Source organism: Mycoplana sp. ABR4_002, from assembly GCF_056159645.1.
Genome location: NZ_JBSWVO010000001.1, coordinates 2,433,132 through 2,454,522, shown reverse-complemented (window position 1 = coordinate 2,454,522; position 21,391 = coordinate 2,433,132). Strand labels below are relative to the sequence as shown.

The window sequence follows — 21,391 nt, the reverse complement described above, 5'->3', positions numbered from 1 at the left end:
ATGGCTGTAAAGGAGGCAGTTTTGCCTCCCGTGGTTACATCGAGGGAACCGTCATGAACCGGATCGCGCGCCGCCTTGAGGGAGAACGTGTCATCGTCGTCGACGGCGTCGCCATGTCGATGGACAACTGCCCCGTGCGGGACGTGCTCGACCACATCGGCGGAAAGTGGAACTCGTTGATGCTGCTGGCGCTTGCCGACGGCCCGCGGCGGTTCTCGCAGCTCAGGCGCTTCATCCCGGACATCTCGCAGCGCATGCTGACGCAGACGCTGCGCGACCTGCAGCGCGACGGCTATCTGACGCGCACGGTCTATCCGACCAAGCCGCCCAGCGTGGAATACCGGCTGACGGAGATGGGGGCGTCGCTGCTGGCGCCGATCCGGGCATTGGTACAGTGGTCTCAGAGCAATCACGCCGCGATCAGGCAGGCGCGGCGTGACTTTGACGAGCAGGAAGGGCGCTAGGACAAGTCAGGCTGCCAGCGTGCCGCGGGCGCCGGCCGATTCGGTCAGGGCAAAATCGACGGCGGCCGCGGCGTGGACCGCGGTGGAATCAAAGCCGGGCAGGGGCAGTCGCGCCGGATCGAGGATCAGGCAGATTTCCGTGCAGCCGAGGATGACGCTGTCGGCGCCGTCCAGCTTCGCCTTTTCGATGATCGCCAGCAGCCGGTCGCGCGAGGAATCGAGGATGCGGCCCGCGCACAGTTCCTCGAAGATGACGTCATGGACAATCGTGCGGTCTTCGGCATCCGGAACGATCACCGCAACGCCCTGGCGCGCCATCTGCTCGGCATAGAAGCCGTGCTCCATCGTGTAGCGGGTCGCCAGCAACAGCGGTCGCTGCCGCCCCGCCGCCTTCAACGCCTTGGCCGTTTCGTCGATGATGTTGATCACCGGCACGCCGACGGCCGCCTGCACGGCGTCGGCCACGATGTGCATCGTGTTCGTGCAGATCAGCGTGCAGGAGGCCCCGGCGCTTTCGAGCCCCCTGGCGACCTCGCCCAGGCGCTTGCCGGCGCTGTCCCAGCGCCCGGCCTTCTGCAGGTCGACGATGCTCTGGAAGTCGACGGAATGAAGGACGATTTCGGCGGAGTGCAGCGCGCCGAGCCGGTCTCGCACCGCCTCGTTGATCATGCGGTAATAGACCGCCGTGCTTTCAAAGCTCATGCCGCCGATAAGGCCAATCGTCTTCATTGGGTTGCCTTTCCTGTCGAGGTCGATCCGAAGGCGATGATGAAGCGGAATGCGCGCCGATTGTTCGCAATCTTGTGCGCAATAATTTGGTGTTGGCGCAAAAAATTCGCTCGTTCTATAATCTATGCGCGAATTATGATCGAGAACCGGAGTGAGCACGATGCCCCTCGACGAACGGGACCGCAAGATTCTTGCGCTGCTGCAAACGGATGCGGGCGTGCCCGTCGCGGAACTGGCGGAGCGGGTCAACCTGTCGCTGTCGGCGTGCGCGCGACGGATCCAGCGGCTGGAGGAGAGCGGGCATATCGCCGCGCGGGTGGCGATCCTCGACCGCGAGCGCATGGGGGTGCCGACGACCGTGTTCGCCCTGATCAAGACCGCCCATCACAGCGACGAGTGGATCGAACTGTTCCGCAGGGCGATCAGCGGGATCGCGGAGATCGTCGAGGCGCACCGACTCACCGGCAACTACGACTATATTCTCAAGATCGTCTTGCCGCGGGTCGAGCACTACGACGTCATCTACAAGGAAATCGTCCGGCGGGTCGAGCTGTTCGACGTCTCGGCCTCGATCTCGATGGAGGTGCTCAAGAGCGGCAACGCGGTGCCGGTCGATCATGCGCTCTAGGCGATGCCTGCCGAGGGCGGCGGGCAATAAAAAAGGCCGGACAAATGCCGGCCTTTCCTTCATTTCCTGTCGCTGCCGGTTCATCCGTGGTCAGCGCGGAAACATCGAGCCTGAGATCAGGCTGCTTCCAGCTGATCAGCCGACATCTTGCCCGACTTGCGGTCGCGGACGAGCTCGTAGCTCACCTTCTGACCGTCGTTCAGGCCGGCGAGGCCCGCACGCTGTACGGCAGAGATGTGAACGAAGACGTCCGGCTCGCCGCTATCGGGAGCGATGAAGCCGTAACCCTTGGTGGTGTTGAACCATTTGACGGTACCAGTTGCCATGACGAAACCTTTCCTATCCGGCATATCGTTTTCGATCTTCGGCCGTTTCGGCCGCGATCTGTTCGGTCGAAATTGAAAGGGAAGTTCGTCAAACTGTGCGCAGGGCACAAAAGCAAAAGTCGTCGTTCAATTCTCGATGGGCGTGAAGATAGGTGCTTTGCCGTGAAAGGTCAAGGCAAAGACCGCGGCGGCATGAGCCGGGGGAAATGACCGGGCGGCCAAACCATCCGCCGCCGCATCCCGTCTCGGATTGCGGCGGCGGATCGGCGCACCGAGGGGCGACAATGTGGTCAGTGCAGCTGCTGGCAGGCGCTCTGCTCGGCGGCGGCGAGGACGGCGAGCGTCTGCCCCTCCTGCAGGCGGCGCTTGCGGGTCAGAACGCCCATGATGCGGGCGGCGGTGGAAAAGGTCATGGCGTCGAGGGGGCCGTCGCCGTCCCAGGGCTTCGTCAGTCGCTCGGCGACCATTTCCTTGACGATCTTGGGAACGATGTCGCTGCATGCGCGCATCGCATCGAATACGGTGCTGATCGGCACCATCGAGCCTTCATGCATGACGGATGGCTCGCCTTCGCCGACCTTCCAGTCGTCGAAAGCCTCGATCGCATCGCGAAAGAGGTGCTGCAGGGTGATCGGAGCATGTCCTTCGTGAAGGTCAGGCAGGATGTTCATCTCTGTCTCCTTGGCGTCGGGTACGGTCGCTGTCTCCAGCAGCGATCACCATCGATGCCGGTACAAACCACCACGCACGACGAGTGACATCACCAATTCTATCGAGGCGTAATGTCTTGGGAAGCGAAAAATGATGCTCCTATCGGCGAAACTTTCGCGGAAAATTGCAACATTGTTTCAATTCAAACGGTTGATGTGGGTCGCTCATGTGGTGGTGGATGCGGGCCAACGGACACTCCACGCCCGCTTTCCGACATTGTGGCGACCGAATCACGGCTCCGCGCCGCGGGCACGGCTCGCCCGGCGGGCTGATGGAGGCAGAAGCGGGCAGTCCGTTTTTTGCTGTTGACGGGGTGTGGCAATGGGCCTAGAAGGGGGGCCGAACCGTACCGTACGGTACGCATAAGGAGCAGCGGCGTGCAGGTTGTCGAGCATAGCAAGGTGGCGGGGGAGCGGGGCGGCATGACCGACCGCCAGAGCGCCGTGCTCGAGAGCGCGCTCAACCTTCTGGTGGAGGGGGGCGAGAAGGCGGTGACCACCGCCGGGGTGGCGCGCGCCGCCAACTGTTCCAAGGAAAGTCTCTACAAGTGGTTCGGTGATCGCGACGGGCTGCTGTCGGCGATGATCGCCTACCAGGCGGGCAAGGTGCGGACCGTCGAGGTGAAGGCCGAGGTGCTGACGGGCGAGGGCCTGCGCGCGCATCTTCATGCGTTCGCGCGCGACCTGCTGGAGGTGTTGTCCGGCGACGTTTCGCTGGCGCTGAACAGGCTCGCGATCGGCCAGACGGTCGGCCGGCGCGCCCGCGGTGGGGCGGGGCGGGCCGGGCCGACGCTCGGCCGGTTGCTGGAGGAGCGTGGCCGCCGCCAAGTCGGGCGCCGGGCCGCCAGCCTGCTCGAGGCCGGCCGCCGGGCCGGACTGCTGGCCTTTGACGACGCCGGCGAGGCCTATGGCACGCTTTACGGGCTGATCGTCACCGACACGCATCTGCGCATGCTGCTCGGCGAGGACAGCCAGGCATTGAAACAGGAATTCGCCGGGCGGGCGGAACGGGCGGTGGCGTCCTTCCTCGCTCTCTACGGCGCGAAGGCAATGGCGGACGCCTAGGCGGCCGTCGTGGGAAAATCGGACAAGCAAGGGAAGGAAACATCGATGCGCGTCTATTACGATCGTGATGCCGATCTCAACCTCATCAAGGCCAAGAACGTTGCCATCGTCGGCTACGGCTCGCAGGGCCGCGCGCACGCGCTGAACCTGAAGGATTCCGGCGCCAAGAACGTGGCGATCGCACTGAAGGCCGGTTCGCCGACGATCAAGAAGGCCGAAGCCGACGGCTTCAAGGTAATGACGGTTGCCGAAGCGGCGAAGTGGGCCGACCTCCTGATGATGGCGACGCCGGACGAACTGCAGGCCGACATCTACAAGGCCGACATCGCCGGCAACATCCGCGACGGCGCGGCGATCGCCTTCGCCCACGGCCTCAACGTCCATTTCGGCCTGATCGAGCCGAAGGCCTCGGTTGACGTCGTCATGATCGCGCCGAAGGGCCCGGGCCACACGGTTCGCGGCGAATACCAGAAGGGCGGCGGCGTGCCCTGCCTCGTCGCCGTTCACCAGAACGCGTCCGGCAACGCGCTCGATCTGGCGCTGTCCTACGCCTGTGGCGTCGGCGGCGGCCGCTCCGGCATCATCGAGACGAACTTCAAGGAAGAATGCGAAACCGACCTGTTCGGCGAGCAGGTCGTCCTCTGCGGCGGTCTGGTCGAATTGATCCGCGCCGGCTTCGAGACGCTGGTCGAGGCCGGGTATGCCCCGGAGATGGCCTATTTCGAGTGCCTGCACGAAGTGAAGCTGATCGTCGACCTGATCTACGAGGGCGGCATCGCCAACATGAACTACTCGATCTCCAACACGGCCGAGTGGGGCGAGTACGTCACCGGCCCGCGCATCATCACCGACGAGACGAAGGCGGAGATGAAGCGCGTGCTGAAGGACATCCAGACCGGCAAGTTCACCTCGGAATGGATGCAGGAGTACCGCTCGGGCGCGGCCCGCTTCAAGGGCATCCGCCGTCTCAACGACAGCCATCAGATCGAGGAAGTCGGCACCAAGCTGCGCGGCATGATGCCCTGGATCGGCAAGAACAAGCTGGTCGACAAGTCGGTCAACTGATCGATCCCTCGTCCGGCGAGCGGACGCAACGACATCGAAGCCGGGTGGGCGACCACCCGGCTTTTTGCTTTTCGAACCGGCTCGGCCGCTCCGCGCCGCCGCTGTCTCCCGCCGGCAGGTAGCTTCAGCCGGACTGCTGCTGGCCCGACAGTTGTGCGGCGTCTTGAATGCTTGCATAAGTAGCATCAATTCACTATATTTAACCTTGGATTGTGGTGGGGGTGAGCCCGAGGGAGACCGACCGTGAAGCTGGAATCCGCGCTGGAGCTGCAAGGCGAGATTTTTCGCAAGGTTCTCAATTTCGAAGAGGTGCCGATGGCCACGATCGACGGGGGGCCGACGGCGGCGACGTTCGTCGATCCGCTGCTGACCGACGAAACACGGGCTAGCCGTCGGCTCCTGACGCGAGCCCGCCGTCGCGTTGCCGAGGATATCGCCCTCGGGATTGCCGAGGGACCGGGGCACGAGGAGGCGCAGCTCGCCGTGCTGGTGCAGAACCGTCAGCTGATGAACAGTCCGGCGATGGAGGAGATACAGTCCCTGGCCCGACAGGAGACGGAAATCATCTACATCGGCCGGCAGGTTCCGTTCTGGACCCGGATGCGGAACCAGCCGCTACGCATCGGATGCAGTGCCTCTCCGTCGACGGTGACCTACAGCGGCACGCTGGGCTGCTTCTGCCGTGACGTGCAAAACGGCAAGATCGGCATGCTGTCGAACAATCACGTGCTGGCCGACGTGAACCGGGTACCGATCGGCACATCCATCATCCAGCAGGCCGCCGGGGACCTCGGCCATCCGATCAATGACGTCGTCGGCCGACTCACGCGTTTTGTCCACATACAGTTCGGCGGCGTGCCGAACGCGGTCGACGCGGCTTTCGCCGAACTTACGCAGCATAATCGCGGCATGGACACGCGCGGCATCTTCGACGGAGGCTCGCCGCCGACGCAAGTCCTGACATTGCAGCCGGGCGGCGTGTCGCCAGCCGTGCCGGGGATGCTTGTCTATAAGACCGGGCGGACAACCCGACACACCGCCGGTCGCGTTCGTGCGGTGAATGTCAACAACTATGTCGTCAACATGGGTGTCGGGCTGGCGCGCTTCGACGGCCAGATCGTCTTCGACGCCATGAATGTTCCGTGGCATTTTTCGCAGCCGGGAGACAGCGGATCCCTGATCGTCGACAGCCAAGGTGTTCCGGTCGCGCTTCTGTTTGCCGGCTCCCGGTCCGGCGGCACTGGAAACCTTGGCATTACCGGCGGGAATCCTATATCCTTGGTCAAAGCCCAGTTGGGCATAGACTTGATCTGAGGATATCCGGATGGGCGGATTGCGGCACTCGCTGGAGCAGGCAGTCGAAATCCAGAAGAACTTTGAAAAGCTCTACGCCAACGACACCGGTGTCGTCGGTATTGGCATTGGCCTGAATAATACTGCCGACGATCTGGCACTGAATGTTCAGGTCGCCCGCGCCGCAGTCGGGCAAAACCTGCCGGAGACGTTTGATGGTCTCGACGTGGTCGTCGATGTGGTCGGCACCATCAAGGCATACTGACCAGCGGCCAACGCTCCTCCGACGTTCAAGATAGCGCCACTTCTTCGGCTGAAACCCGGCCGCCCGGCCGGAGGGGATGCATCTGTCTTTTGTCCTTGATGTCCGGACCGCCTAGGTCGCCGCACCGGCGGGGCGTTCGGCACAGACCTCGCGAATGCAGCCCCGCAGCCATCGATGCGCGGGATCGGCATCCATCCGCGGGTGCCATAGCAGCGAGATCGTGACTGCTTCCATCGGAACCGGCAACGGAATGGTGGCCATTCCCTCGCGCAGCATGCCCGTCCAGCGTTCGGGAACGCTCGCGATCAGGTCGGTACGGCGCGCCAGCGCCAACGCCTCGGAAAAGCCGCTGACCACGGCGACGATTTCCCGCTTCAGCCCCAGCGCCTCCAGCCCGGCATCGATGCTGTCGCGGTCGCGCCCGTGGCGCGAGGTCAGGATATGACGGCCGGCAGCGTAGCGCTCCGGCGTCACCGGCCCGGCGCACAAGGGGTGTCCCGGCCGCACCACGCCGACGAAACGGTCGCGAAACAGCGCCCGGGTCCTGACCTCCGGGCCGGTCGTCCCGGCGACGACACCGGTCTCGAGGTCGACGCTGCCATCGCGCAGCGGCGCGCTGTCCTTGTCCAGCTTCGGCACGAACCGCAGCCGCACGCCCGGCGCCTGACCGGCGATGTGCGCAATCAGGGCCGGACCGAAGTTTTCGACGAAACCGTCCCTGTTCCGCAGCGTGAATGTGCGCACCAGCCGCTTAAGGTCGAGGGTCTCGACCGGGCGCAGGACCGCCTCGGCGTCCTGTACGATCCGGCCGACGCGCTCGCGTAGCATCAGGGCGTGCGGCGTCGGGACAAGGCCGCGTCCCGCCCGGACCAGAAGCGGGTCCCCGGTCGTCTCGCGCAGCCGGGCCAGGGCGCGGCTTGTCGCCGACGGGCTCAGGCGCAGCCGGCGGGCAGCGCGCGCGACGCTGCCCTCGGCAAGCAGCACTTCCAGCGTGAACAGCAGGTTGAGGTCGGGTGAGTTCATGAACGTACGATAGCACGTATGGCGTCCGATGACATAGCGTCGGATGCACGAATTGAATGCATATGCTGCGCGTTCCGCCATTCCAGGTAAGGACCTATCTTGCTCCGGTCCATTCATCCCTGCGGAAGGCCACTCCATGTTGAAGTCCCTGGATCAGTCCATTGCTCCCACCACGGCAGACCCTGCCCCGGACCGGCGACCGGCCCGCGGCGCTATCGCCAGCCTCTGCCTGTGTCTGTTGCTGTCCTCGCTCAGCACCAGCAGCGCCAACGTCGCCCTGCCGACCCTGACTTCGGCGTTTTCCGCGCCGTTCCAGCAGGTGCAGTGGGTCGTCATCGCCTATCTGCTGGTGGTCACCACCCTGACCGTCGGTGTCGGGAGGCTCGGTGACATTGTCGGGCGCCGGCGGCTGCTGCTATTCGGGATTGCCGTGTTCACGGTTGCCTCGGCGCTCAGCGCGATCGCACCCACGCTGTGGCTGCTGATCTGCGCCCGAGCGGTCCAGGGAGTGGGAGCGGCGATCATGATGTCCCTGACGATGGCCTTCGTCGGCGAGACCGTGCCGAAGGAGAAGACCGGCAGCGCCATGGGCCTGCTCGGAACGGTGTCGGCCGTCGGGACCGCGCTCGGCCCGTCGCTCGGCGGCATCCTGATCGCCGCGGCCGGCTGGCCGGCGGTGTTTCTGGTCAATGTTCCGCTCGGCATCGCCGCGGTCTTCCTGGCCTGCCGCTTCCTGCCCTCCGGATGCGTTACTACGCAGGCGGCGCGCCCGAGCTTCGACGGCGTCGGCACGCTTCTGCTTGCGGGCAGTGTTGCCGCCTATGCGCTGGCGATGACGATGGGGCGCGGCGACTTCGGCGTCGTCAATGCATCGCTGCTGCTGGCGGCCTTTGCAGGCACCGGCCTGTTCGTCCTTGCCGAAACACGGGTGGCATCGCCACTGGTGCAATGGTCGGCGTTCGGCGACCGGGAACTCGGCGTCGGGCTGGCGGCGAACCTGCTGGTGTCGACGGTGATGATGGCGACGCTGGTAGTGGGACCGTTCTACCTGTCGCTGGGGCTCGGGCTCAACGCGGCCCTTGTCGGGGCCGTCATGTCGGTCGGCCCGGTCGTCTCCAGCCTGAGCGGGGTGATCGCCGGCCGGGCGGTCGATCGCCTGGGCGCGTCGGCGATGGTCATTGCCGGGCTCGCCACGATGGTTGCCGGAGCGGTCGGGATTGCCGCGTTGCCCGGATTGCTCGGCATCTCGGGCTATGTTGCCGCGCTCGTCGTGCTGACGCCCGGCTACCAGCTGTTTCTGGCCGCCAACAACACCGCCGTGATGGGCGACGTCCCGGCCACCCAACGGGGCGTCGTCTCCGGCCTGCTCCATCTGTCGCGCAATCTCGGTTTCATCACCGGCGCCTCGCTGATGGGGGCGGTGTTCGCCTTCGCCACGGCCGCGACCGACATCACCGCGGCGGAGCCGGCAGCGGCCGCCTTCGGGATGAAGGTGACCTTTTCCGTCGCAGCCGTTCTGCTTGTGGTTGCAGTCGCCATCGCCCTCGGCTGCCGCCCGCCGCGTCGGCGGCGGGCTTGAGTGCTGGCGGTGGCGAGCCGGGGCAGGGCCTCCTACCGGTGGTACGGGCCGGCAGAAATCGTACCATCACACGTTGACCGTCGCCATGAAGCTGGTGCATCCTCCGCGGCGTCGTTGCCGGGTGGGACGCTCCGGGGGGAGTAATGCAGGGCGACGATGTCTCCACGCCGACACGGTCGGCCATTCGCATGCAAGCCGTTCTTTCTGGACTTTCTGGGAGTGTGCTGTGAAGCGAAGTGCATCGAACATTCTGTCAGCTTCCGCGCTTGCGGCCGTGCTCGCCGCGCCTGCCTCGCAGGCCGCGGATCTCGTGATCGCAGCGCCCAACTGGCCCTCGGGGCAGGCGACGGCCAATATTCTCAAGGTCGGCATCGAGAAGCAGTTCGGCCTGCAGGTCGAGGTGCAGGAGATGGGGACGATGAACTCATTCGTCGGCATCGAGAAGGGCAAGGTCGACATCCAGCCGGAAGTCTGGCGGCCCAACTACGACGACCTTGTCCGGAAGTTCGTGGACGACAAGGGCGCGGTGACGCTGACCAGGCGCAGTATTGCTGCCTGGCAAGGGTTGTGCGCGACGCCGGCAGCCGCAAAGACGATCAAGTCCGTCGCTGACCTCAACGATCCGGAGAAGACCGGGATTCTCGACACCGACGGCGACGGTCGTGGTGAATTGTGGATCGGTGCGGCCACTTGGGGGTCCACCGGAATCGAACGTGTCCGGGCCAACAGCTACGGCTATGCGGCGAACCTGACCCTGGTCGAGACCGAGGAGGATGTGGCGATGGCCGCCGTCGACGCGGCGATCGCGACCGACCAGGCGATGGTGTTCTACTGCTACGGGCCGCACCACGTGTTCGAACTGCATGACCTGACGATGCTCGATGAACCGGCGCACGATCCGGCCAAGTGGAAGCTCGTCTCCGCGCAGGACCCGCTTTGGCTGAGCAAGTCGAGCGCCACCACCGCCTGGGATGCGGCCCGCTTCCACATCGGTTACGGGACGAGCTTCGCCGGCAAGCATCCCGACGTCGCGCGCTTTCTCGAAAGCGTGGACTTTTCTCCCGAGGAGGTGACGAAGATGAGCTATGCCCTCGGGGTCGAACGGCAGCCGCCACTCGACTATGCGAAGCAGTGGGTCGAGCAGAACGCGGCGCGTGTCGAGGGGTGGGCCGGGCAATGAAGGCAATCCAGCAGATGTTCACCGCGCGTCGCGCCGGCATCGCGCTCCTGGCCGCCGGCGTCTGCCTGGGCGCGTTTGCGGCACTGGCGCAGACGCAGATCTACGATGCCCGTACCGGAAAGTGGATCGACTACGACCGGAAGAAGGCGCGGCAGCTCTACGCCCGCAACAAGCAATTGCCGGAGGCGTTCCAGCGACAGGTGGTGCGGTTCCGCACGGCCGAGGCACCCGGCACCATCATCATCGACGGCAACCAGCACTTTCTCTATCTGGTGCAGCCGGGCGGGCAGGCGATCCGCTACGGCATCGGCGTGGGGCGCGAGGGCTTCGGCTGGGCCGGCATCGTCCGCGTCGGACGCAAGGCCGAGAACCCCACCTGGACGCCGCCGCCGGAAATGGTCGCGCGCGATCCGCACGCCGCCAAGTGGGCAGGAGGGATGCCGGGCGGCCGGCCGGACAACCCGCTCGGTCCGCGGGCGATGTATCTCTTTGTGGGCGATACCGACACGATCTATCGGATCCATGGCACGATCGAGCCCTGGACAATCGGGCTCGACGTATCATCCGGCTGCATCAGGATGAACAACGACGACGTCATCGATCTCTACGATCGCGTCCAGGTCGGCGCCAAGGTGATCGTGCTGATGCAGGGGGCCGCGCTCTACAAGGGCGTGTAAGGCAGAGTGGGGACAATCGGTCAAACCGGAGGGCGGGTCGTGTCGAGAGCGAATTGGGGGAAAATTGTGGAATGGGCCGCTGCGGCGGCAAGCTGCGCGCTGCTTGCCGGGTGCCAGTCCGCGGCGACGCCCGCGCCGCAGGACATGGCGCGCACGAGCCTCGGAACGGCGCCGGCCGACCTGCAACTCATCTGCGCGAACGCCGCGGCCGGCTCCAGCGGCGTCGAAAGCGCCAAGGTCCTGCCGATGAGCTCGCGCCAGCTCGATGCCTCGTCCTATAGCGTCGACCTTGACGCTGGTGGGCGCATGTTCACCTGCGTGGTTGACGAGACCGGCTCGGTGAGGTCGGTCGCTCCGTCCGCCTGAGGCCTCACGGCACCGGCGTGTGCCGGCGTCCGGGTGCAGACCGCCAATCGCCATATGGGTTGCCATCGGCGCGCCATCGACACATTATTCTCCCATGTCGTTTCACGATCGGGAGGATAGTGTGATGACGACCTTCTTCTACCACTTCGCCTGGTTCGATTTCGCGATCCTGGCCGCGATCGTGGCGCTCGTGGTCGCAAGCCTGTTCGGCGACCGCAAGGCGTAGGCCCGAACGGGCAAATCGAGCGCTGGCAGACGGCCGGACGGTTCGGCCCGACTGTATGTGCGCGCAGGTCGAATCTCCACCGAAAGCCTTGAACGCCGACAACTGCGCCCCGCACGGCAGGCGGACGGCACGCCTGCGCACCGTCCGTTCGGCATGGCTCAGTCATTTGGGCGGCGCGACCGCCGCCTTGTGCTATTTCTCGGCAACCACCAGCTTGCGATAGAGATGCCATGTGGCATGGCCGAGGATCGGCATGATGACGGCCAGGCCGGCGAAGACCGGGATGGTGCCGATCACCAGAGCCACCGCCACGATCAGGCCCCAGAAGGCAACCGGGATCGGGTTGGCGAGGGTCGCGCGCAGGCTCGTCTCCACGGCGGAGACGGCGCCGACGTCGCGATCGAGCAGCAGCGGGAACGCCACGACCGTCGTCGCCAGGACCACGGCGGCGAAGCAGAAGCCGACCAGGTTTCCGACCACGATCAGCGTCCAGCCGGCGGAGGTGCCGAGCACCTGCGACAGGAAGGCCGAGACCGAGGCCGGTGGCTCGGGGCCGAAGAGGCTGACATAGAGATACTGGGCGACCAGAAGCCAGGTGACGAACAGCACGAGCAGCATCAGCCCGACCGTGAGGATCGCGGGCAGGGCCGGCGAGTGCCGGACCTTCAGCGCATGCGGCCAGGAGGTGTCCATGCCTGCCTCGCGCCGGCGGCTGATCTCGTAGAGACCGAGTGCCAGGAACGGCCCGAGCAGGGCAAAGCCGGCCATCAGCGGAAAGATGATGGGCAGCAGGTTTGCACCGGAACTCCACGTGATGAGGACGACGCCGGAGATCGGATAGATCAGGCAGAGAAACACGTAATGGGATGGCTTCTCGCGGAAATCGTCGAAACCCTTCCACAAGGCATCCCAGACATCGCCGATCCCGATCTTGCGGATCTGGGGATGGGCGACCCTGCTTTGCGCGTCCGACATGACGTGAAATGTGGCCATGCTCAGTCCTCCTTGCCGGTTGAACCGTCAGGGCCACCGCGGGCGGGAACCTTGCGCCACCACGCGGAGGTCCTTCACTGATGGCTAAACGATAGCATCCTTGCGAGGGATTGTCCTGCCCCTTGACTTCGCGGCCCGACGGACGCACATCGCCTGTCATGAAAGCGTCTGAAGCAGAGATCCTGATCGTCCCCGGCTACACCAATTCAGGGCCGGGGCACTGGCAGAGCCGCTGGGAAAACAAGCTGTCCTCCGCGCGCCGCGTCGAGCAGGCCGAATGGGCCAAGCCGGTGCGCGAGGACTGGGTGCAGCGGGTGGTCGAGGAGGTCGAGGCGGCCGAACGGCCGGTCGTTGTCGTCGCCCATTCGCTTGGCGTCGCCGCCGCGGTCCACGCGGTGCCGCAGATCGGTCACAAGATCGCCGGCGCCTTCCTCGTTGCGCCGCCGGACGTTGCCAATCCGATGATCCGGCCGAAACACCTTATGACCTTCGGTCCCTATCCGCGCGATCCGCTGCCCTTTCCCTCGCTCCTGGTGGCCAGCCGCAACGACCCGTTCGGCAGCTACGACCATGCCGACGACATCGCCAACGCCTGGGGATCGATGCTCGTGGACGCCGGCGAGGCGGGGCACATCAATACCGAGTCCGGGCACGGCCCCTGGCCGGAGGGCGGCATGGTCTTCGCCCAGTTCCTGAGCCGCCTGAAGCCGTGACGACCAGACCGGTCAGCGCGAGCGTGGCCGTGAAGGGCGGGCATTAATCGGAACTTCATTCAAATTTCGGAAGCTGCGCCGGTGTTTCCGCAAGCAGGCGTACCCATGGGTCTATCCAGCGTTCCGAAGTCGATGCCGCGCGAGAGCGACGCTTTGGGCCTTGTGGCGCAACACTCGCCGTTCGGCATCGGGCTCGTTGACGCCGCGCTGGCCATCACCGCCGCCAATCCGGCGCTTCTGCGGATGCTCGGTGCCGCCGAGGGCGCAGAACTGCCTGCGCTCGACCGGCTGGTGCATGGCGACGAGGTCGAGACGCTGGCGCGCTTGCTGGCGGCCGCGCTGGCCGGGCATCCCCCGGCGCAACCCGAGGAACTGCGGTTTCGTCGCGGTGACGGCACGTTTCTGTGGTGCCTGCTGGCGCTTGTCCATTGCGGCGAGGCCGGCGTTCCCGCCTTCACCGTCCATCTCGTCGACATCGACGAGCGCAAGCGCCGCGAGCTTGCGCTGGCCGATCGCGAGAGCCGCTGGAACCACGCGCTCGAAAGCGCCGGGCAGGGGGTCTGGGACCACGACTATGCGAAGGGGGAGATGTTTTACTCCCGCCAGTGGAAGACCATTCGCGGGCTCGCTCCCGACGCGGTGGTCGACGGCACGCTGGAGACCTGGATCGAGAGCGTTCATCCGGACGACCGCGAACTCGTGCTGCAGGAAATCGCCAGGCAGGAATCGGCCGAGGCGATCTTCAACGTCTTCGCCTACCGGGAACGGCATCGCGACGGGCACTGGGTCTGGATCGAAAGCCGCGGCGCCGTCGTCGAGTACGGCTTGGACGGCCGGCCGTCGCGCATTGCCGGCACCGACACCGACATCACCGAGCGCAAGAAGGCCGAGGAACTGCTGGCACAGATGTCGCGCCGGCTTGAACTGGCCCTGGACATTTCGCGCATCGGCGTGTTCGAGGTCGACCTCAGGACCGGTGTGGTCAATTGGGACGAACGGCTGCGGCAGATGTATGGCAAGGGTGCCGCACCGGTCGTGCACGCCGACTGGGAGGGCGCCCTCCATCCGGACGACAGGGAGCGCGCCGTTGCCGTCGTCGCGGCGGCGATCCGGGAAGGGGTCGAGTTCAGCCATGCCTTTCGCATAGTCCGACGCGACGGCGACATTCGGCATATCCGCGCGCGCGGAACCGCCTTCGTCGATGCCGAAGGCGTGCCGATGCTCATCGGTGCCAACTGGGACGTGACCGAGGATGTTCTGCTGCAGCAGGAGTTGCAGCGGTCGAAGGACCTCGCGGAGACGAGAAGCGCGGCACTGGAGGAGGCGCGGGCGCGGATCGAGTACACCGCCCTGCACGACCACCTGACCGGACTTCCGAACCGGCGCTTTCTCGACCGCGCGCTTGAGGAGCGCGCGGCTCGGGCGGTGCGGCAGGGAACGCGGCTTTCGGTCCTGCACATCGACCTCGACCGGTTCAAGGAAATCAACGACACGCTCGGCCATGCCGCCGGCGACGGCATGCTCACCCACGCGGCCGGGGTCCTGCAGGCGCATATGGGGCCGGACGACTTCGTTGCGCGAATCGGCGGGGACGAATTCGTCCTGCTCGCCTGCGGGCCGGAAAAGCGCAACCTCGGCGCGCTCGCCGAGCAGATCGTGACGGCCATGCGCCAGCCCGTAAGCTTTGACGGGCATGTCTGCCGTTTCGGCGCCAGCATCGGCATTGCCAGCGCCGCGGGCACCGCGATCGATGGCAAGCAGTTGCTGATCAACGCCGACCTGGCGCTCTACCGGGCCAAGAACAAGGGGCGTGGTCGCCACGAGTTCTTCACCAGCGACTATCAGGCGCAACTCATTGTCAGCCGGAGGACGGCCGACGAGATCATGGCCAGCCTCGAACAGCGCCGTTTCGTTCCGTATTACCAGCCGCAGTTTTGCGCGCGCAGCCTCGATCTCGTCGGCGTCGAGACGCTGGCGCGCTGGGACCATCCCGAGCGCGGCATGCTTGCACCCGACGCCTTTCTTCCCATCGCCGAGGACCTGAACCTGGTCGGGGCGATCGACCGGAGCATGCTGGAGCGCGCGCTGCGCGACGTCGAAGCGTGGGACGAGGCCGGGGTCCTTGTCCCGAAGCTGTCGGTCAACGTCTCCTCGCGCCGCCTGCACGATCCCGCGCTGGGGGCGTCCCTGCACCTGCTCCGGCTGCCGCCCGGACGGCTCTCCTTCGAACTGCTCGAGTCGACTTTCCTCGACGACTGCAACTCCACCGTGCTCGAGAACCTGTCCGAAATCCGCAAGCTCGGGATCGAGATCGAGTTCGACGACTTCGGAACGGGGCACGCCTCGATCGTCAGCCTGATGCGGCTGCTGCCGCGGCGGCTCAAGATCGATCGCCAGCTCGTCAAGCCGATCGTCCATTCGGCCGCACAACGCAGGCTTGTCGCCACCATCATCGAGATCGGCCGTTCGCTCGATATCCTCGTTACGGCCGAGGGGGTGGAGACCGCCGCCCATGTTCAGATGCTGCGTGACATGGGGTGCGACATCCTGCAGGGCTACGCATTGGCGCAACCGATGCCGGCCGAACAGCTTGCCGGTTTCGTGCGGGAACAACGCTGGCGCGATGGCGTCTCCGCGCCGGCGGACCGCTGGGACCGGCCGGCACCCGTGGCGCACCGCTGACGGCCGCCAGCTGTTCCTGCCGATGCTATTGCCGCCCGGAACGCGGGGTGCTACGGCCTGCCGGTGAGACATGATTTTAGGTCAGCAATGTTGACTTAATTCGGCCGCTGTGGTGCTCTCCCGCATCCAAGAAAATCCGAGGAAACCCTCATGCTGAAATGGGAAGACATCTTTGCCACGCGCGCGTCGCGGATGAAGGCGTCGGAGATCCGCGAACTGCTCAAGCTGCTCGATCGCCCCGACATCATTTCCTTCGCCGGCGGCATTCCGGATCCGGCGCTGTTTCCGGACCAGGACTTCAAGGCTTCCTATGCCGAGATCTTTTCCGGCAACGCCGTCAGCGCGGCCCTGCAGTATTCCGTCAGTGAAGGCTACAAGCCGTTGCGCGAATGGCTTGCCGCCGAAATGAGGAAGCTGGGCGTCGACTGCACGCTGGACAATGTCTTCATCGTCTCCGGCTCGCAGCAGGGGCTCGACTATCTCGGCAAGCTCTTCCTGTCTCCCGGCGACACGGCACTCGTCACCTGGCCGACCTATCTCGGGGCGCTGCAGGCCTTCAACGCCTATGAGCCGACCTACGACCAGCTGACGCTGAACGGCAACCGCACGCCGGAATCCTATCGCAAGGCGGCGAAGGATGCGGGCGGCAAGGTCAAGTTCGCCTATCTTTCGGCCGACTTCGCCAACCCGACGGGCGAGACCGTCGATCGGGAGAGCCGCGAGAAGCTGATCGCGCTCGCCGAGGAACTCGATATTGCCATCATCGAGGACGGCGCCTACCAATCGCTGCGCTACGACGGCGAGGCGATCCCGCCGATCCTGGCGCTGGAACTGGCGCGCAAGGGCTGTGACATCAACGCCTCCCGCACGATCTACTGCGGCAGCTTCTCCAAGACGCTCGCCCCCGGCCTGCGCGTCGGCTACATCGTCGCCAATGCCGACGTCATCCGCAAATTGGTGCTGATGAAGCAGGCTGCCGACCTGCATTCCTCGACGATCAACCAGATGGCGATCGCCCATGTCGCCGAGCGCGGCTTCGACGCCCAGGTCCGCAAGATCCGGGCGGCCTACAGCAAGCGTCGGGACGCGATGCTGGCGGCGCTCGAGACCTACATGCCCGCGGGCGTCAGCTGGACCCGGCCCGAAGGCGGCATGTTCATCTGGGTGACGCTGCCCGAGGGTATGGACGGGGCAAGTCTTCTGGCCAAGGCGATCGAGACGAAGAAGGTCGCCTTCGTGCCGGGCAAGGCCTTCCATGCCGACGGCAGCGGTGCCAACACCTTCCGCATCTCGTACTCCTGCGCCGACGAGGCCACCATCGACGAGGGCATCTCCCGGCTCGGCGCGCTCGTCCGCGACGAGCTTCCCTGACGCGGCTTTTCTGCCGCGGTACCGGTCCCGGGCATTGTCCATGCCCGGGATTTTCGTTTGCGCGAGCTCAGCTACGAAGGCAGGCGATCGCCGCCTCGTGGACCAGGTCCGGCAGCACGCCGAACGAATAGGGGGCATGAACCCGCTCCCATTTCTGGTGGTAGTCGCGCCCCCACGGACCGATGTTGACCACGGGGAAGGACAACAGATCGTCCGGTACCTCGTCGGAAAAGGCGGCCGCAGGCGTGTTGTCGGCCAGCAATGCCGCCTCTGTGCCGTCCGGGCGGTGCCCGAAAAAGCTCATGTCGGAAATACCGGCGAAGATCTGCTTGAACTTGATCGAGGTGGCGTGGCGTTGGCCGATGCGCTGCATCACCTGCGCGAGCGCGTCGCGCAGCGCGGCCCCGCGGGCCCCGAAGCGGTCGAGATGGACCAGCGGATAGTGCAGGCTGGCAAAGCCGGTCACCACGGCGGGCCCCTCCAGCCCGGCCTCGCGCACCATCGAGGCGACGAGCGCTCGGGTGACGGCGAGCGGATTGTCGCCGCCGGCGAGCGACTGCTCCAGCGCCGCAACGCGTGCGAGCGCCTCTGCGCCGCCGCGGTCGCGCACCAACCTGCGGAGCGTGGCATAGGACAGGACGGCTCCGGGGGCGTCCGGCACGTCATCGGCCAGCGCGCGACGCCGGTTCCGCGCCTGCCGGGCGAGCGCCTTCCCCAGTGCGTGGCCCACCTCGCGCTCGAAGTCAGCGAGCAATTCGGCCGCGCCGCGGCGATGGGTCAGCCAGTTGAAGGCGAGCCAGACGGCATCGGGCGTGGTCACGTCGTAGCCGTGGCGCATGTCCTTCATCTCGAGGCAGACCGGCGCCGGCGAGGCTTCCCCCAGCGCCGCGTCGCGCAGGTCCGGGTTGGTGTCGATCGCGCCAACGATGGCGGCGGCGATTGCGGTCGCGCTGGTTCCGTCGAAGGGGTAGCCGGCATGCGTCGGCCGCCCGACGACATAGGCGAAGGGCAGGAACTTGCCGACCGAGCCGAGATAGACCGCGCGGCCCTCCTCGCCGTCGCGTTCGCAACTCGAGGCGTCGAGATTGATGCCGGCGACGATGTCGAGGTCGAAGCGCCGGGCAAGCGCCGGGAAGGCGTCCCGCAGGCTGCGCATGCCGCGGGACAGCGCCTCCTCGTCCGGCGTCGCGACGAACAGCACGTTGCCGTCGAGCCGACCGTCCGCGGCGAAGCGTTCCATCGCCGCAATCCCGGCGGCAAGGCCGCTCTTCATGTCGAGCAGGCCCCGGCCGGGGAGGAATTCGCCGCCTTCGAGATCGGCGAGCGCCTTGTCCTCGGAGCCGTTGCGGCGGCGGCCGGCGAGCTCGGCCACCAGCGCCCTTGTCAGGTCCACGGGTTTCAACGCCAGCGGCTCGAGCGTGCCGTAGTTGCCGGTCGCGACGGTGTCGAAATGGCCGGCCAGCACCACCGTCCGGCGCCCGCGGCCGCGTACCAGCGCCACGACGCTGCGGGTGAGCGGATCGCCATGGCTGTCGACCGTCACGAGTTGGTCCGGATGCGCTGCGAAATACGGCGTACGGGCAAGCAATGCATGCAGCCGAGTCGAAAACTCCGCCTCACCGGGCGTGCCCGAGACGCTCGGCCAGCCGGTCAGCTCGAGGCTGAGGGTGCGGGCGCGGGCGGATGTGGCGGCAACGGCGCTGCCGGCGTCGACGGTCATGGCGAAGGTCCTCTCACAGGTGTTTGTCGAGACTATTTCCAGGCTAGTGAAGCCGGTGACCAAGCGATATGGGAATTTTTTGAGAAAATGTGCTATCGGATTAGCAATTTGTCATCAAACTTGAACAATACGACAGGGCTAGCATGGATACGATCGATCGCAAGCTGCTCGCCGCTCTGAGGGTCGACGGTCGTGCCTCGGTGTCCGGGCTGGCCGACGCGCTGAAGGTTTCGCGCGGAACGGTGCAGAACCGTATCGACCGGTTGACCGAGGAGGGCGTCATCACCGGATTTACCGTTCGGGTGGCGGCATCCGAAGATCCACATGCGGTGCGCGCCATCATGCTGATCGAGATCACCGGTCAGAAGACGCTGTCGGCGATCAAGGCGTTGCGCGGGATTCCCGAGGTGCATGCCCTGCATACCACCAACGGCGCCTGGGACCTCGTGGCCGAGATCCAGGCGGTGAATCTGGTCGAGTTCGACCGGGTGCTGCGCCACATCCGGGCGATGGACGGTGTGTCGAAATCGGAGACAAGCCTGCTCCTGACGACGCTCTGAGCCATCGGGCTCATCGCGGCAGGACCACGTCGATCTCGTCGCCGGAAGAGGCGTAGGTGACACGCCCATTCTTCTGTCCGTCCGGGCTCTCGACCCGGACCTCGAGGGTGAGCCTGCCGTCCGGCGAGGGGACCATGTAGATCCCGTCCGGCCCCATGAGCTGGCCGATGCCGAAGGTGTAGCGGCTGACCGGCATGGTGTTGCCGTCAACGCCGAGACGGCGGTAGGTGCGGTCCCGGAAGTCGGCAAGGCGGCCGTCCTTGACGAACACCGCCGCTGCGTCGAGCGCAAACAGGCGCCCGGGGCGAAACGCCTCGTCCCAGGGCATCAGATCGTCCGACCGGGTGATCCCGGTCGCATCCGCGAGGAACTCCGCCATCGCGCCCGGCCGTTCCGGGGCCTCGGCCAGCACCCGCAACTTGCTGCTGTCGAAGGTCAGTTCGGCGAACCGGGCGCCGGGCCGGAAGTCGCTGCCAATACGGGCGAGCGTGGCGGCGACGGACGACGGCGCGAGCCAGTCCTGATCCTCGAGGTCGGAGACCGGCCGGCTGACCTGCGCCACCTTGCCGTCGGGCGTGACCTCGACCGTTCCGCCCGCCCCTCCTTCGGCGCCCGGCTTGCTGAAGTAGACGACCCACCGCAGTTCCGGCGGCCCGGGCACGTCGACCGTACGCCGCAGCATCATGTAGTCGAGCCGCGCATCGCCGCCCCAGGCGTTGCGGGCGGCGTCGCGGACTCGGCCCAGCCCGGAAAGATCCACGTCCTCGAGCCCGAAAAGCTCGTCGCTGCCGGCACCATGGGCGAGCGGCGACAGGAGCGGGGAGCGGGTGACGCCCGAGATCGTCCAGTTGTAGTCCTCCTTGTGCCCTGCGACCGTGGGATGATCGACGGTGAAGGACAGGGCGTGCGAGCGGACGGTGAGGTTGCGCAGCCGCCGGCTGTCGCCGACGATCCCCGCGATCGCGTCCATCGCCTCCTGACGCGGCCAGTCGGCGTCGGAGAGCAGGTCCATGTTGCGGGCGCGGTCGGTGTTGGACAGGTCGCCCCCGATGATGTTGCCGGCGGCGTCGGCACGGATTTTCGCGCTTTCGCGCCCGGTCGTGACATAGATCGACCAGCGCACCTCGCCGAACGCGGCCTCGGGCAGGATGTCGACCTGCCGCGCGATCTCGATCGACTGCACATGCGCCTCGTCCTTGAGCTTCGCATAGGCGATTGCCCTGGCGGCGATCTCTGACACCCGCTCGAGGGCGATGTCGCCGCGGTCGAAGAAGCCGGCAGCCGTGTCGCTGACGAGGCCTGGCGATTGATAGGGGCGGGGACCGACGGTCGTCTCGAACTCGAAGAACAGGCGCCTGACGTGCCCGATCTGCCACTGGTCGACGTCGGTGGGCGCCGGGCCCCGGAGTTGGACGCTGACGCTGCGGTCGGTCAGTTGGACATTGAACAGGCGGCTTTCGCCCGCCTCGGCGATGATGCTGTCGACAGCCCGGGCCGCTTCGCCTGGATCGGCGATGTACGAACTCGCCGCGCTCGCACCCGGCGCGAGGCAGGCCAGCCACGCAAAAAGGCAGGCCGCGACGACGCCGCCCGCCATGGACGATACCTTCATTCCGGCCCTCCCAGACCGTTGCACCCGGCACCGGCGCGATGATGAGGGCCGCCTGCCGCGGATGCAAGACGCCTTGCCCGGATATGCCCCGTTTCCTTCGGGCGCGCCACGGGATCCGACAAAGTCTCTTTCCATCCGGTCCGG

Annotated in this window: 21 protein-coding genes; 14 read left to right on the top strand and 7 right to left on the bottom strand. The window is 66.1% G+C overall.

The genetic code is table 11. The annotated features are described in order from the left end of the window. Positions 1 to 53 precede the first annotated feature (53 nt). Positions 54 to 464, top strand: a complete 411-nt coding sequence (locus ACXAGF_RS11850) for a winged helix-turn-helix transcriptional regulator (RefSeq protein ID WP_475017240.1) — start codon at positions 54 to 56, stop codon at positions 462 to 464. Between the two features lie 6 nt (positions 465 to 470). Here ACXAGF_RS11850 and ACXAGF_RS11845 read toward each other — a convergent pair whose 3' ends face one another. After that, positions 471 to 1,193: an aspartate/glutamate racemase family protein gene (locus ACXAGF_RS11845; RefSeq protein WP_475017239.1), complete on the bottom strand. Its 723-nt coding sequence runs from the start codon at positions 1,191 to 1,193 to the stop codon at positions 471 to 473. Positions 1,194 to 1,353: 160 nt separating this feature from the next. Between ACXAGF_RS11845 and ACXAGF_RS11840 the strand changes: the two genes are divergently transcribed. Continuing rightward, on the top strand, positions 1,354 to 1,821 hold the full coding sequence (locus tag ACXAGF_RS11840) for an Lrp/AsnC family transcriptional regulator (RefSeq protein ID WP_475019272.1): 468 nt from the start codon (positions 1,354 to 1,356) through the stop codon (positions 1,819 to 1,821). A gap of 116 nt (positions 1,822 to 1,937) precedes the next feature. On the opposite strand, the gene ACXAGF_RS11835 is transcribed toward ACXAGF_RS11840, so the two are convergent. Together ACXAGF_RS11835 and ACXAGF_RS11830 are read right to left on the bottom strand one after the other, a co-directional pair. Further along, positions 1,938 to 2,147 (bottom strand): cold-shock protein, encoded by a 210-nt coding sequence (locus ACXAGF_RS11835; RefSeq protein WP_192245584.1) that lies wholly within the window; start codon positions 2,145 to 2,147, stop codon positions 1,938 to 1,940. Between the two features lie 290 nt (positions 2,148 to 2,437). Further along, positions 2,438 to 2,818, bottom strand: coding sequence for a BRA0787 family protein (locus ACXAGF_RS11830; protein ID WP_475017238.1), 381 nt, complete (start codon positions 2,816 to 2,818; stop codon positions 2,438 to 2,440). A 417-nt stretch (positions 2,819 to 3,235) separates the two neighbouring features. On the opposite strand from ACXAGF_RS11830, the gene ACXAGF_RS11825 reads away from it, so the two are divergent. The 4 genes from ACXAGF_RS11825 to ACXAGF_RS11810 all read left to right on the top strand — a co-directional run bounded on the left by ACXAGF_RS11825 (position 3,236) and on the right by ACXAGF_RS11810 (position 6,545). Beyond that, the gene (locus ACXAGF_RS11825) at positions 3,236 to 3,922 is read left to right on the top strand and encodes a TetR/AcrR family transcriptional regulator C-terminal domain-containing protein (protein ID WP_475017237.1); all 687 of its coding nucleotides are present in this window, start codon (positions 3,236 to 3,238) and stop codon (positions 3,920 to 3,922) included. Positions 3,923 to 3,967: 45 nt separating this feature from the next. Then, positions 3,968 to 4,987, top strand: coding sequence for a ketol-acid reductoisomerase (gene ilvC / locus ACXAGF_RS11820; RefSeq protein WP_475017235.1), 1,020 nt, complete (start codon positions 3,968 to 3,970; stop codon positions 4,985 to 4,987). A 243-nt stretch (positions 4,988 to 5,230) separates the two neighbouring features. Then, positions 5,231 to 6,301, top strand: coding sequence for a hypothetical protein (locus tag ACXAGF_RS11815; protein ID WP_475017234.1), 1,071 nt, complete (start codon positions 5,231 to 5,233; stop codon positions 6,299 to 6,301). 10 nt (positions 6,302 to 6,311) lie between these two features. Next, a complete protein-coding gene (locus tag ACXAGF_RS11810) occupies positions 6,312 to 6,545 on the top strand; it encodes a hypothetical protein (RefSeq protein WP_475017231.1) in 234 nt (77 codons plus the stop codon). Between the two features lie 111 nt (positions 6,546 to 6,656). Here the strand turns inward: ACXAGF_RS11810 and ACXAGF_RS11805 are convergent, their stop codons facing one another. Further along, positions 6,657 to 7,568, bottom strand: coding sequence for a LysR family transcriptional regulator (locus tag ACXAGF_RS11805; protein WP_475017230.1), 912 nt, complete (start codon positions 7,566 to 7,568; stop codon positions 6,657 to 6,659). A 136-nt stretch (positions 7,569 to 7,704) separates the two neighbouring features. Here ACXAGF_RS11805 and ACXAGF_RS11800 point away from each other — a divergent pair, with 136 nt between their 5' ends. The 4 genes from ACXAGF_RS11800 (at position 7,705) to ACXAGF_RS11785 (ending at position 11,370) form a co-directional block, all read left to right on the top strand. Next, positions 7,705 to 9,147, top strand: coding sequence for an MFS transporter (locus ACXAGF_RS11800; RefSeq protein ID WP_475017228.1), 1,443 nt, complete (start codon positions 7,705 to 7,707; stop codon positions 9,145 to 9,147). Positions 9,148 to 9,373: 226 nt separating this feature from the next. After that, on the top strand, positions 9,374 to 10,327 hold the full coding sequence (locus ACXAGF_RS11795; RefSeq protein WP_475017226.1) for an ABC transporter substrate-binding protein: 954 nt from the start codon (positions 9,374 to 9,376) through the stop codon (positions 10,325 to 10,327). After that, on the top strand, positions 10,324 to 11,004 hold the full coding sequence (locus ACXAGF_RS11790; RefSeq protein WP_475017224.1) for a L,D-transpeptidase: 681 nt from the start codon (positions 10,324 to 10,326) through the stop codon (positions 11,002 to 11,004). The genes ACXAGF_RS11795 and ACXAGF_RS11790 overlap by 4 nt, the downstream gene beginning before the upstream one ends. Before the next feature lie 66 nt (positions 11,005 to 11,070). Continuing rightward, positions 11,071 to 11,370, top strand: coding sequence for a hypothetical protein (locus tag ACXAGF_RS11785; RefSeq protein ID WP_475017222.1), 300 nt, complete (start codon positions 11,071 to 11,073; stop codon positions 11,368 to 11,370). A gap of 418 nt (positions 11,371 to 11,788) precedes the next feature. Here the strand turns inward: ACXAGF_RS11785 and ACXAGF_RS11780 are convergent, their stop codons facing one another. Then, positions 11,789 to 12,589: a DUF2189 domain-containing protein gene (locus ACXAGF_RS11780; RefSeq protein ID WP_475017221.1), complete on the bottom strand. Its 801-nt coding sequence runs from the start codon at positions 12,587 to 12,589 to the stop codon at positions 11,789 to 11,791. Between the two features lie 158 nt (positions 12,590 to 12,747). Here ACXAGF_RS11780 and ACXAGF_RS11775 point away from each other — a divergent pair, with 158 nt between their 5' ends. From ACXAGF_RS11775 to ACXAGF_RS11765, 3 genes are all read left to right on the top strand, one after another. After that, a complete protein-coding gene (locus tag ACXAGF_RS11775; protein WP_475017219.1) occupies positions 12,748 to 13,302 on the top strand; it encodes an RBBP9/YdeN family alpha/beta hydrolase in 555 nt (184 codons plus the stop codon). A gap of 105 nt (positions 13,303 to 13,407) precedes the next feature. Beyond that, positions 13,408 to 15,984, top strand: coding sequence for a sensor domain-containing protein (locus tag ACXAGF_RS11770; RefSeq protein WP_475017217.1), 2,577 nt, complete (start codon positions 13,408 to 13,410; stop codon positions 15,982 to 15,984). A 150-nt stretch (positions 15,985 to 16,134) separates the two neighbouring features. Next, positions 16,135 to 17,355 carry an aminotransferase-like domain-containing protein gene (locus tag ACXAGF_RS11765; RefSeq protein ID WP_475017216.1) on the top strand — a complete coding sequence of 407 codons (1,221 nt, stop codon included), beginning with the start codon at positions 16,135 to 16,137 and terminating at the stop codon, positions 17,353 to 17,355. 67 nt (positions 17,356 to 17,422) lie between these two features. On the opposite strand, the gene ACXAGF_RS11760 is transcribed toward ACXAGF_RS11765, so the two are convergent. Beyond that, a complete protein-coding gene (locus ACXAGF_RS11760) occupies positions 17,423 to 19,075 on the bottom strand; it encodes a M20/M25/M40 family metallo-hydrolase (protein ID WP_475017215.1) in 1,653 nt (550 codons plus the stop codon). 143 nt (positions 19,076 to 19,218) lie between these two features. Between ACXAGF_RS11760 and ACXAGF_RS11755 the strand changes: the two genes are divergently transcribed. Continuing rightward, positions 19,219 to 19,635 carry an Lrp/AsnC family transcriptional regulator gene (locus tag ACXAGF_RS11755; RefSeq protein ID WP_475017213.1) on the top strand — a complete coding sequence of 139 codons (417 nt, stop codon included), beginning with the start codon at positions 19,219 to 19,221 and terminating at the stop codon, positions 19,633 to 19,635. A gap of 10 nt (positions 19,636 to 19,645) precedes the next feature. Here the strand turns inward: ACXAGF_RS11755 and ACXAGF_RS11750 are convergent, their stop codons facing one another. Then, complete coding sequence (locus ACXAGF_RS11750) at positions 19,646 to 21,247, bottom strand: Rossmann-fold NAD(P)-binding domain-containing protein (protein WP_475017211.1); 1,602 nt, start codon at positions 21,245 to 21,247, stop codon at positions 19,646 to 19,648. Positions 21,248 to 21,391 lie beyond the last annotated feature (144 nt).

Bases quoted from the DNA above. Each gene is read 5' to 3' on its own strand.
- ACXAGF_RS11850 (WP_475017240.1), top strand. From the start codon at position 54: ATGAACCGGATCGCGCGCCGCCTTGAGGGAGAACGTGTCATCGTCGTC.
- ACXAGF_RS11845 (WP_475017239.1), bottom strand. From the start codon at position 1,193: ATGAAGACGATTGGCCTTATCGGCGGCATGAGCTTTGAAAGCACGGCG.
- ACXAGF_RS11840 (WP_475019272.1), top strand. From the start codon at position 1,354: ATGCCCCTCGACGAACGGGACCGCAAGATTCTTGCGCTGCTGCAAACG.
- ACXAGF_RS11835 (WP_192245584.1), bottom strand. From the start codon at position 2,147: ATGGCAACTGGTACCGTCAAATGGTTCAACACCACCAAGGGTTACGGC.
- ACXAGF_RS11830 (WP_475017238.1), bottom strand. From the start codon at position 2,818: ATGAACATCCTGCCTGACCTTCACGAAGGACATGCTCCGATCACCCTG.
- ilvC (WP_475017235.1), top strand. From the start codon at position 3,968: ATGCGCGTCTATTACGATCGTGATGCCGATCTCAACCTCATCAAGGCC.
- ACXAGF_RS11810 (WP_475017231.1), top strand. From the start codon at position 6,312: ATGGGCGGATTGCGGCACTCGCTGGAGCAGGCAGTCGAAATCCAGAAG.
- ACXAGF_RS11805 (WP_475017230.1), bottom strand. From the start codon at position 7,568: ATGAACTCACCCGACCTCAACCTGCTGTTCACGCTGGAAGTGCTGCTT.
- ACXAGF_RS11800 (WP_475017228.1), top strand. From the start codon at position 7,705: ATGTTGAAGTCCCTGGATCAGTCCATTGCTCCCACCACGGCAGACCCT.
- ACXAGF_RS11790 (WP_475017224.1), top strand. From the start codon at position 10,324: ATGAAGGCAATCCAGCAGATGTTCACCGCGCGTCGCGCCGGCATCGCG.
- ACXAGF_RS11780 (WP_475017221.1), bottom strand. From the start codon at position 12,589: ATGGCCACATTTCACGTCATGTCGGACGCGCAAAGCAGGGTCGCCCAT.
- ACXAGF_RS11775 (WP_475017219.1), top strand. From the start codon at position 12,748: ATGAAAGCGTCTGAAGCAGAGATCCTGATCGTCCCCGGCTACACCAAT.
- ACXAGF_RS11770 (WP_475017217.1), top strand. From the start codon at position 13,408: ATGGGTCTATCCAGCGTTCCGAAGTCGATGCCGCGCGAGAGCGACGCT.
- ACXAGF_RS11765 (WP_475017216.1), top strand. From the start codon at position 16,135: ATGCTGAAATGGGAAGACATCTTTGCCACGCGCGCGTCGCGGATGAAG.
- ACXAGF_RS11760 (WP_475017215.1), bottom strand. From the start codon at position 19,075: ATGACCGTCGACGCCGGCAGCGCCGTTGCCGCCACATCCGCCCGCGCC.
- ACXAGF_RS11755 (WP_475017213.1), top strand. From the start codon at position 19,219: ATGGATACGATCGATCGCAAGCTGCTCGCCGCTCTGAGGGTCGACGGT.
- ACXAGF_RS11750 (WP_475017211.1), bottom strand. From the start codon at position 21,247: ATGAAGGTATCGTCCATGGCGGGCGGCGTCGTCGCGGCCTGCCTTTTT.